3 protein-coding genes are annotated in these 7,015 nt (G+C 74.4%); 1 reads left to right on the forward strand and 2 read right to left on the reverse strand.

What is annotated here, in order from left to right:
• Positions 1-66: 66 nt before the first annotated feature.
• Together IH00_RS0135765 and IH00_RS0135770 are read right to left on the reverse strand one after the other, a co-directional pair.
• Entirely contained in the window at positions 67-1,092 is a 1,026-nt protein-coding gene (locus IH00_RS0135765) for an LLM class flavin-dependent oxidoreductase (protein WP_052411910.1), read from the reverse strand.
• The gene (locus IH00_RS0135770) at positions 1,089-2,393 is read right to left on the reverse strand and encodes an LLM class flavin-dependent oxidoreductase (protein WP_031080619.1); all 1,305 of its coding nucleotides are present in this window, start codon (positions 2,391-2,393) and stop codon (positions 1,089-1,091) included. The genes IH00_RS0135765 and IH00_RS0135770 overlap by 4 nt, the downstream gene beginning before the upstream one ends.
• Before the next feature lie 573 nt (positions 2,394-2,966).
• Here IH00_RS0135770 and IH00_RS0135775 point away from each other — a divergent pair.
• Positions 2,967-7,015: type I polyketide synthase (locus IH00_RS0135775; protein WP_031080621.1), on the forward strand; the 4,049-nt coding region annotated here is incomplete at its 3' end.

Here is a 7,015-nt window from a genome sequence, read left to right on the forward strand (position 1 = left end):
CGGCCCGCACGCGCCGCCGCACGGCCCGCACGCGCCGCCGCGCGGCGGGCCGCGGTCCCGCGCGGTTCAGGCCAGGGCCGCCCCGGCGGCGGGCGCGGACCGGTAGCGGCCGGCCGGGCGGGGGAGGCCCAGACGGGCGCGCAGGGTCGGGGCCGGGGCGGACGGGGGCGCGGCGGCGCGCACCTCGGCCGCGAGAGCCAGGACCGCCTCGTGGGCCGCATCGGCCGGGCCGGGCGGGGCGATCAGCGTGAAGCCGTCCGCCGCGCCGGTGTCGACGAGCGCGCGGAGCTCCGCGGCCGTGCCGGGCGTGTCGCCGACGGGCCGGTCGAGGAGGACCACGAGCGTGTCGGGGTCGCGTCCGGCCTGCCGGGCCAGGTCGCGCACGGTCCGGCGCACCGCCGGCCCGCTGTCCGCCGGGGCCAGGACCACGTCGGCGATGCGCGCCGCCAGGGCGAGGTCGTCGGCGTCCGCCACGCGGTGGACCAGGGGGAGGTGCCCCTGCGGCGGGCGGGCGATGTTCAGCGGCCCGGCCACGTCGAAGTGGTCGCCCTTGTGGTCGAGCGTGTGCAGCTTCTCCGGGACGAAGTACGCGGCCGACGCGCGGTCCCGCACGAAGGCGTCGTCGTCGAAGCTGTCCCACAGACCCGTGAGCACCTCGGTGAACTCCGCTGCCCGCGCGCGCCGTTCGGCGGCGGAGGCGCTGCCCGCGCGGGTGTAGTTGTCCGCCGCGGCGGGGTCGGCGTGGGTGAGCGGCTGCCAGCCGGCCCGGCCGTGGGTCAGGTGGTCGGCCGTGGCCAGGACACGGGCCGCGTGGTAGGGGAGAGCCTGCTCGGTGCAGATGGTCGTGACGAGCCCGATGCCTCGGGTGCGGGCCGCCAGCGCTGCGGTGAGCGTGCCGGACTCGAAGTGCGGTGCGTCGGCGGGATCCGGCGCGGCCGACTGGCGGTCGTGCAGCAGCAGCGCGTCGATGCCCGCGGCCTCGGCCTGCCGGGCGCGGCCGAGCACCTCGGCGAACGGGGCGCCGTCCTCTCCGGTGGCCGCGGCGGTGAGGAGCCGGGTGAACAGGGGGATGCGGCCGTCGCGCCGGGTCATGCGGCACCTGCCTTCCGAGTCGTCGTCCGGGTCGGGGCCGTGGCGTCGGCCAGCCCCAGCTTGTCGCGCAGGGTGCCCTCGGCGTACTCGTCCTTCACGAGCCCGCGCCGGCGCAGCTCCGGCACCACGTGGTCGACGAAGGCCTCGGCCGAGGCGGGGAGGTAGGGGAAGTCGACGATCCAGCCGTCGGCCGCCCCCTCGGTGAACCCGCGCGCCATGTGGTCCGCCACCTGCTCGGGGGTGCCGGCGAAGAAGTCCGCGACCTGGCGCAGGGCCAGCTGGCGCAGGGTCAGGTTCTCCCGCCGGGCCAGCGCCGTCCACATCTTCCGGGTGCTGGAGGAGCGGTTGGACTCCGGGATGTCGGGGACCGGCCCGTCGAGGGGATAGCGCGTCAGGTCCAGGTCGCCGAGCTGCTCCTGGAGCGCGCGGACGGCGACGATGTCCGGGACGAGCTCGTGCAGCTCGCCGATGAGCCGGCGCGCCTCCTCCTCCGTACCGGCCACCAGGGGCTGGACGCCCGGCCAGATCTGCACCCGCTCCGGATCCCTGCCGTGCGCGGCGACGCGTCGCTTCAGATCCGCGTACGTCGCCTGGCCGTCGGCCAGCTGCGTGTGGCGGGTGAAGATCACCTCCGCGTGCCGGGCGGCGAACTCCCGGCCGACCGGCGAGGCGCCGGCCTGGAAGATGACCGGGCGGCCCTGGGGCGCCGGAGGCAGGTTCAGCTCCCCGCCGACGTCGAAGAACGACGGCGACAGCCCCGGCGCGGCGGCCGCCGCGCGGGCGGGCTCCCCCGCCCACAGGCGCTTGGTCACCCCGATGAACTCCTCGGCGCGCACGTACCGCAGGTCGTGCTCCATGTGCTCCGGGAAGCCGAAGTTGCGCGACTCCCACGGCGCGGCGGAGGTCACCACGTTCCACCCGGAACGGCCGCCGCTGATGCGGTCCAGGGACGTGAACCTGCGGGCGATGTCGTACGGCTCGTTGTACGTGGTGGTCGCCGTCGCGGCGAGCCCGATGTGCTCGGTGCCGGCGGCGTAGGCGGACAGCAGGCTCAATGGCTCGAAGTGCTCGTTCCGGGCCGTCCGGCTGAAGTGCTGCACGTCGGTGCCCCAGACGGCCACCACGTCGGGGACGAAGACGCAGTCGAACGTGCCGCGCTCGAGCGTGCGGACGCACTCCAGGTGGAAGGCGAAGTCCAGCTGGGCGTCGACCGGCGTGGAGGGGTGCCGCCAGGCGGCGATGTGCGAACCCGGGCCGTCGATGATGGCTCCGAGTTTCATGGTGCGTTTCTGGTGAACCATGCGAACTTCCCTGAGAGGACGTTTTCGGGCGAAAAGCTCTTACGTGGAACGCAGGTCTCGGCGGGCCTTCCGGAGGGCCGCGCGGATCGACCGTACTAGATCATCCGCCTTCTTGTCCGCCCAGAGGTTCATCGTTGTACGAATGCTCGGAAAGGTGCACGACGCGGGAGAAAAGTGCAGCGGATCCCTGCTGAAACCGCACTGAAACCGGGGCCGGGCATACTGGCGAGTAGCTGCTTGAGGGATGCCCGGAGCGAGGAGTCGCCACCCGGCCCCCGAAGTGTTGTTCCTCTGAATTCGAGTGGTTATTGGGCGAGGGGTCGAGGGTGTGTGCCGACGGGGGAAGGGTGAGGCCGCGACGGTCGCCGACGCGTGGCGATGCTGGTCGGACGCCCCTTCCCTGCCTCGTGCGCTCCGCCTGCCGTCGACGGGGCAACGTCGCCCCTGACGTCAGGACGTGAAAAAAACCTAGGCCCCGTCCATCCTGATCGCGGTAAATTCTATTCAATCCGGATGCATGCGTGACGCGTCATGCGCGGCATAGCGTTCTGGTTTTCTGGAGGATTATCACCGATGAGTGCTGCCGATATAGCCGGACGTGACGACCAGAAAACCAGCGCGCAGATCGCGGTCGTGGGTTACTCCTGCCGCGTCGCCGGAGCCGCCACTCCGGGCGAGTTCTGGGAACTTCTCAAGAACGGTCGATCCGGGATCGGTGAATTCCCGGAAACGCGGCGTGCGGAAGGCGCCGGACACCCCGATCTGCCGGGCGGATACCTCGACGCGGTGGACCGCTTCGACGCCGATTTCTTCGAGGTCTCGCCCGCGGAAGCGGCCGCCATGGACCCCCAGCAGCGCCTGGCGCTCGAGCTGAGCTGGGAGGCGGTGGAGAACAGCGGAACCTCCCCGCACGCCCTGCGGGGCACCCGGGTCGGGGTCTTCCTCGGCGCCATCAACGACGACTACGCCTCCCTGCTGCACCGCCGGGGCGCCGACGCCGTGACCCGGCACAGCCTGACCGGAAGCCAGCGCAGCTTCCTCGCCAACCGGATCTCCTACCACCTCGGCCTGCGAGGGCCCAGCGCGGTGGTCGACACCGGGCAGTCCTCGTCCCTCGTCGCCGTCCACCTCGGCATGCAGAGCCTGCTGCGCGGAGAGTGCGACGCCGTGCTGGCCGGCGGGGTCAACCTCATCCTCTCCGACCTCACCGGCCACAGCCTCAAGCGCTTCGACGCCCTCTCGCCCGACGGCCGCTGCTATACCTTCGACGCGCGGGCCAACGGGTACGCGCGCGGCGAGGGCGGCGGCTTCGTCCTGCTCAAGCCCCTGGGGCAGGCCCTCGCCGACGGCGACCGGGTCCTGGCCGTCATCCAGGGCAGCGCCGTCAACAACGACGGCGGCGGCGACGGCCTGACCGTTCCCGACGCCGGCGCCCAGCAGGCGGTCCTCCTCGACGCGTGCCGGGCGGCCGGCATCCGGCCCGCCGACGTCCAGTACGTGGAGCTGCACGGCACCGGCACCAAGGTCGGCGACCCGCTGGAAGCCTCGGCCGTGGGCCGGGCGTTCGGCACCGGGCGGTCCGGGGAGTCCCCCGTCCTGGTCGGCTCGGTCAAGACGAACATCGGGCACCTGGAGGCGGCGGCGGGCATCGCCGGACTGCTGAAGGTCATCGCCTGCGTCAGCCACCGCGAGGTGGTGCCCACCCTCAACCACGAGCGGCCCAACCCGCGCATCCCGCTCGCCGAGCTGAACCTCGCCGTGCAGCGCGACCACCGGGCCTGGCCGGGCGAGGACGGCAGGCTCGTCGCGGGTGTCTCCGCGTTCGGACTGGGCGGTACGAACTGCCACGTGATCGTCACCGACGCCCCGGCCGGCGCCACCGCCGATGCCGATGCCGTGCCGTCCTCCGCCGGTGCTCCCGCCGCCGTGACCGCCGATGCCGGTGCCGCCGTCGTCACCGCCGAGGCCGATGCCCCCGTCGCCGCCGAGGCCGTCACCGTCGACGCCGACGCCGTACCGTCCTCCGGCCCGCTGCCGTGGCCGGTGTCCGCGCGGGACGAGGCCGCGCTCGGCGAGCAGGCCGCGCGGCTGGACGCCCACCTGGAGCTGCACCCGCGGACCGACACGGCCTCCGTCGCCCGCACGCTGGCCGCCGGGCGGGCCCGGTTCGAACACCGGGCCGTCGTCGTCGGCGAGGACGACGCCGCCCTGCGGGCAGGTCTGCGGGCGCTGGCGGCCCGCTCCGGTGCCGCGAACGTCGTCCGCGGCGTGACGAGCCCCTCGCGCACCGCCGCGCCTGCGTCGACCACGGCCGACGGCGGCGACCCCGGCGTGGTGTTCGTCTTCCCGGGCCAGGGGACGCAGTGGGCGGGCATGGCCGCCGCACTGCTGGAGACGTCGCCCGTCTTCGCCGCGCGCATGGCGCAGTGCGAGGCCGCCCTGGCCCCGTACACCGACTGGTCGCTGACCGAAGTGGTGCGGGACCCCTCCGGCTCCGGGCTCCTCGACCGCGTCGACGTCGTCCAGCCGGCGCTGTGGGCCGTCATGGTCTCCCTCGCCGAGGTGTGGCGGTCCGTGGGCGTGCGCCCCGCCGCGGTGCTCGGGCACTCCCAGGGGGAGATCGCCGCGGCCGTCGTGGCGGGCGCCCTGTCGACGCAGGACGGAGCCCGGGTGGTGGCGCTCCGCAGCCGGGCGATCCGCCAGGTCCTGTCCGACCGCGGCGGCATGACGGCCGTCGCGGTGGACGCCCGTACGGCCGGCGAGCTGATCGCCCCGTACGACGGGCGGCTGTCCGTCGCCGCGGTCAACGGCCCCTCGTCGACCGTGGTCTCCGGCGATCCGCAGGCCCTCGACGACCTGCTGGCCCACTGCGCGGACACCGGCGTCCGCGCCCGCAAGGTCCCCGTCGACTACGCCTCGCACTGTGCCGAGGTCGAGGCCGCCCGCGACGAGGTGCTGCGCTCCCTCGCCGGGATCGACCCCGTGCCCGGCACGGTGCCGTTCTACTCGGCCGTGACCGGCGCACGGCTCACCGAGCCCCGGCTGGACGGCGAGTACTGGTACCGGAACCTGCGCGAGACCGTCCGGTTCGAGGCCGGCGTCCGTGCCGCGCTGGCCGACGGGTTCACCCGCTTCATCGAGGTGAGCGCCCACCCGGTCCTCGTAGCGGCGGTGGAGGAGACCCTCGAAGCGGCCGGCGCGGACGACCACGCCCTGGTGGTGGGCACCCTGCGCCGCGGCGAGGGCGGCTGGGACCGCTTCCTGCTGTCGGCCGGCGAGGCGTGGACCCGCGGCGTCGACGTCGACTGGACCGCCGTCCTCGGCCGCGGACCGAAGGCGGCCGGCCTGCCGACGTACCCCTTCCAGCGCCGGCGCCACTGGCTGCCCGCGGCCACGGCGGCCGAGACCCCGCAGGATCCGCACGCCGGCCCGCAGCCCCGTCCCCAGGCAGGCCCCGAGCCGCACCCGGAGCGGCGGTCCGGCCGCGCCGCCGCGCCGGCGGCCCCGGCCGGTGCGGTGACGCCCGAAGCGACGGCCGACCTCGTACGGCAGGAGGTCGCCGTCGTCCTCGGGCACGACAGGCCCCATGACATCGACGGGCAGCGCACGTTCAAGGCGCTCGGCTTCGACTCCGTCGCCATGGTCGACCTGCGCAACCGGCTGAAGGCGGCGACCGGCGCGGCCCTCACCACCAGCGCCCTCTTCGACCACCCGACGCCGTCCGCGACCGCCGCCCACCTGCACCGCCTGCTCACCGGGACCGACGACGCACCGGCCGGACGGCCCGCGCCGCACACCGCCGGCTCCTCCGACGAGCCGATCGCGATCGTGGCCATGGCGTGCCGCTTCCCCGGCGGGGTGACGTCCCCCGAGCAGCTGTGGGACCTGCTCGTCGACGGGCAGGACGTGATCGGCGACTTCCCGGACAACCGTGGCTGGGACCTGGAGAACCTGTACGACCCCGACCTGGAGCGGCGCGGCACCAGTTACGTACGGCACGGAGGGTTCCTCCACGACGCCGACGCGTTCGACCCCGCCTTCTTCGGCATCTCGCCCCGCGAGGCCCTGGCGATGGAACCGCAGCAGCGGGTGCTGCTGGAGACCTCCTGGGAGGCCGTGGAGCGCGCCGGCATCGACCCGCACGCGCTGCGCGGCAGCCGGACGGGCGTCTTCTTCGGAGCGATGTTCCAGGAGTACGGGCCCCAGCTCCGGGAGGGCGCCGAGGGCGTCGACGGCCACCGGCTGACCGGCGGCACGATCAGCGTGGCCTCCGGCCGCGTCGCCTACACCCTCGGACTGGAGGGTCCCGCGGTGACGGTGGACACCGCCTGCTCGTCGTCCCTGGTGGCGCTGCACTGGGCGGTACGGTCGCTGCGGTCCGGCGAGTGCACCATGGCCCTCGCGGGCGGAGTGACGATCATGCCGACGCCCGGCATGTTCGTGGAGCTCAGCCGCCAGGGCGCGCTGTCCCCGGACGGACGCTGCAAGGCGTTCTCCGCGGCGGCCGACGGCACCGGATGGGCCGAGGGCGCCGGCGTCCTGCTGGTGGAACGGCTGTCGGACGCGCTGCGCAACGGCCACCAGGTCCTCGCGGTCATCCGCGGCAGCGCCGTCAACCAGGA

This window comes from Streptomyces sp. NRRL S-118, assembly GCF_000716335.1.
GTDB lineage: Bacteria > Actinomycetota > Actinomycetes > Streptomycetales > Streptomycetaceae > Streptomyces.